The 3,704-nt window shown below is 54.7% G+C and carries 4 protein-coding genes; 1 reads left to right on the forward strand and 3 read right to left on the reverse strand.

Annotated features, from left to right (window positions below; genetic code table 11):
* Together WBC85_RS07915 and hmgA are read right to left on the reverse strand one after the other, a co-directional pair.
* The coding region (locus WBC85_RS07915) for a fumarylacetoacetate hydrolase family protein (RefSeq protein ID WP_424434946.1) at positions 1-775 on the reverse strand (775 nt) is incomplete at its 3' end.
* Between the two features lie 56 nt (positions 776-831).
* Positions 832-2,193: a homogentisate 1,2-dioxygenase gene (gene hmgA, locus WBC85_RS07920; RefSeq protein ID WP_424434949.1), complete on the reverse strand. Its 1,362-nt coding sequence runs from the start codon at positions 2,191-2,193 to the stop codon at positions 832-834.
* A gap of 76 nt (positions 2,194-2,269) precedes the next feature.
* Here hmgA and WBC85_RS07925 point away from each other — a divergent pair, with 76 nt between their 5' ends.
* Positions 2,270-2,704 (forward strand): MarR family winged helix-turn-helix transcriptional regulator, encoded by a 435-nt coding sequence (locus WBC85_RS07925; protein WP_424434952.1) that lies wholly within the window; start codon positions 2,270-2,272, stop codon positions 2,702-2,704.
* Here WBC85_RS07925 and WBC85_RS07930 read toward each other — a convergent pair.
* Positions 2,701-3,510, reverse strand: a complete 810-nt coding sequence (locus tag WBC85_RS07930; protein ID WP_424434955.1) for a division plane positioning ATPase MipZ — start codon at positions 3,508-3,510, stop codon at positions 2,701-2,703. The two genes, WBC85_RS07925 and WBC85_RS07930, sit on opposite strands and share 4 nt — an antisense overlap.
* Between the last annotated feature and the right edge of the window lie 194 nt (positions 3,511-3,704).

Raw genomic sequence — 3,704 nt, forward strand, 5'->3', positions numbered from 1 at the left:
GGCTTATGGATGTGCCAAATGCTTTCCCCTGAAACGGACCAAGCGGTTGGTATTCCCAACCTTGGATATCCCGCGCTGACCAGTCATTCAGCAGCACATAGCCAAAGATCATGTCGTCAGCTTCATCAACAGATATAGGTTGACCCAGATCTGTGCTCTTGCCGACGACCGCACCCATCTCAAGCTCGATATCCAGTCGCTTGGACGGGCCAAAGCTCGGCATTTCGGCATCTGGCGCTTTGATCTGTCCGTTGGGGCGGTGGATCGGTGTGCCAGAGACGACAACAGAGGAGGCGCGCCCATTATAGCCAATCGGAATATGAAGCCAGTTCGCAGGAAGGCTGGGCGAGCCACGCAAAATTGCACCCATGTTCTGCGCATGTTGGCGACCTGCATAGAAATCGGTGTACTCGGCAACAAGGAACGGCAAATGTAGCTCGGCATCAGCGCGCGGAACCAGCAGGTCAGTCACAAGCGCTTCTCCTGTGAAGCCCTCAGAAAGAATTTCCGTAAGGCGCGCACGTAGCTTGTCCCAGGTCTTGCGGCCTTCTTCCATCACTTCATTCCAGAACGGCACATCAAAGAGCGGCTCATCAGTGATGTCGATAAGCCCGGCTTCTTCGGCTGCGCGGCAATCAAGGATCATGTCACCAATCGCAACGCCGCAACGTGGATCAAGGTCGTCTGTAGAAAACACGCCGTAGGGCAGGTTATTCAGTGGGAAATCAGTTTCGGCAGAGTTGGCCGAAGCCACCCAAGAGGTTAGCAGCGTCATAGATCGTCCTTTTGGCGGGCGGTGCGTGAAACCACGCGCCTTACGTTTGTATTGGTTTACTTCTTACCGGGCGTGCCGTCGAATTTCTTTTCGATGTCTTCCCAGCAATCAATATAATCGTCCTGAAGCGGCGCTTCTTTCGCAGCGAATGCAGTCAAATGCTGCGGGAACCGCGTCTCGAACATGAAGGACATTGTGTTGTCCAGTTTCTCGGGCCCCAGATCGGCGTTGGATGCCCCTTCAAAGGCATTCTTGTCAGGCCCATGCGGGATCATCATGTTATGCAGGCTCATCCCGCCAGGAATGAATCCCTTCGGTTTCGCGTCATACTGACCGTAAATGTTGCCCATCAGTTCAGACATGATGTTCTTGTGATACCAAGGTGGACGGAACGTATCCTCTGCCACCATCCAACGCTCGCGGAAAAGTACAAAGTCGATGTTAGCAGTGCCTGCTTGACCGGAGGGGGCAGTCAGGACGGTAAAGATCGACGGATCAGGGTGATCGAACAGGATCGAACCCACCGGGCAATAGGTGCGCAGATCATATTTGCAGGGTGCGTAATTACCGTGCCAAGCAACCACGTCCAATGGGGAATGGCCGATCTTCGTCTCGTGAAACTGGCCACACCACTTGATCGTCACGCTCGAGGGCGCATCGCGATCTTCAAACGCGGCGACGGGTGTCTTGAAATCACGGCGGTTCGCCATGCAGTTTGCGCCAATCGGCCCACGACCGGGCAATTCGAATTTCTGCCCGTAGTTCTCGCAAACAAACCCGCGCGCGGGGCCTTCGAGCACCTCAACACGGTACAGCAGGCCACGCGGGATGATTGCGATTTCCTTGGGCTCGACGTCGATCACACCCAGTTCGGTGGAAAAACGCAAACGCCCTTCTTGCGGTACAACCAGCAACTCGGAATCGGCAGAGAAGAAGTAGCTGTCCTCCATAGATGCCGTCACGAGATAAACGTGCGTCGCCATGCCAACCTGTGTGTTCACGTCACCCGCAGTCGTCATCGTGCGCATGCCGGTGAGCCATGTCAGCGGCTCGTCCGTATGCGCCACCGGATCCCAGCGATACTGACCGAGCGAGATGACGTCCGGATCAACGCAGGGCGCGGATTTCCAATAGGGCAGGTCGATTTTCTCATAGCGATGCGAATGCTTGACCGATGGACGGATACGGTAGCACCATGTGCGCTCGTTCTGATGGGAGGGCGCAGTGAAGGCAGTGCCAGACAGCTGCTCGCCATAAAGACCGTAGTTACATTTTTGCGGGCTGTTCATGCCTTGGGGCAGGGCACCCGGCAGGGCTTCGGTTTCAAAGTCGTTTCCAAAACCGGGCATATAGCCTTCGGTCGTGCCCATCGGCGTTGCAGCGTGGGTCAAATTGTTCGGAGTAACTTGGCGGTTCATTTCAGGCTCCCATGCAGATCGGTTGGCTGTTGGAATATTAGTTGATTTTGTAACTAACAACCACCTAAACAGAGTTATGAGCGAAAAAGATGACTTTGATCTACAACTCTTCCTGCCCTATCTGCTGAATCAGGCGGCAGAGGCGTCGAGCCTCGAGTTCACCCAAATCTACAAGAACCGCTATGGTATGCTGCGCACGGAATGGCGTGTTCTCTTTCATCTGGGGATCTATGGCACGCTGACCGCAAAAGAGATTGGCGAACGTGCAAGATCGCATAAAACCAAGATCAGCCGCGCGGTAGGTGCGCTTGAAACGCGCCGCTATCTGAAGCGAACACGCCTTGAACGGGATCGACGCGTAGAAGCGCTGGAGCTAACGAGCCTTGGCAAAACCGTCTACGCCGAACTGCGAGAAGAGGCGCGGCGCTACGATCAAAGGCTCTCCGATCAGATGAGCGCAGAAGAACGCGACGTTCTCAGCAAGCTTTTGCTGCGTTTAAGCGGCGCTTAGAAATCGACGGTGACACCTGGAAGATTGAGCGCCTTCATCAAATCACGCAATTCCTGACGGGCCGCGACGTTCGAGATGTTCATCTGCTTTACGCCAACATCCTTTAGATCGAGCAGGGTCAAGCCACGTGGAAACAGCTCGCGAAAGATCACGCGTTCATTAAAGCCGGGTGCGACACGAAATCCGATGCGTTTGGCCAGCAAGTTGATAGCGGCTTCCATCTTTTGTTTGTTCACCATGTTTTGCGCGCCCATGCGGTTGCGTAGAACAATCCAGTCAATCGGCGGCAGTTTGGCTTGCGCACGCAGCTGACGCGCGTTCCAAACCATTTCTGAGTAGACCGAAGGTCCTTCGATCTTAACGCCGTCTGTATCGATGTGTGCCAGCAGGTCGAAGTCAACGAAACTGTCATTCAAGGGCGTGATGAGAGTATCGGCAAGCGAATGCGCGACTTGGCTTAGGCGCGTGTGCGAGCCGGGGCAATCAATCACAATGAAATCGCTATCGGGTTCCAATGTCGCGACCGCAGCGGACAAACGATGATCGTAGACGTTCTCGCCGGGGCGCAGGTTGTTTTGATCGATTTCGGGCAATTCACGATAGTCGGGGCAAGGCAGCTCTATACCTTGGGCCTTTAGAAAAGACGCCCGGTTCGTGACATAGCGCCCGAATGTCTTTTGGCGCAGGTCCAGATCAAGAACGCCAACCTTATGGCCCATGCGGGCAAGGGCAGTCGCCACGTGCATCGAAACGGTGGACTTTCCAGCCCCGCCTTTTTCGTTTCCGACTACAATGATATGCGCCATGCCTTGGCCCCCTAAGCCTGTCTTGACGCAGGAATTAGAGCAAGTGCCGCGCAAGGGGAAGGGGCCAATCCGCAGCAGTTTTAAAACGACGTTTTGTGGTCACTCAACCGGTAAGCGGATTACGTTGTATTTCATGGAACATCCCATCGCTGTCTTGGCCGACCAGCGTAAGGTGCGTGATGTTGAAAGGGTCT

The sequence above is a fragment of the Planktotalea sp. genome (genome assembly GCF_049680325.1).
Classification (GTDB): Bacteria; Pseudomonadota; Alphaproteobacteria; order Rhodobacterales; family Rhodobacteraceae; genus Planktotalea.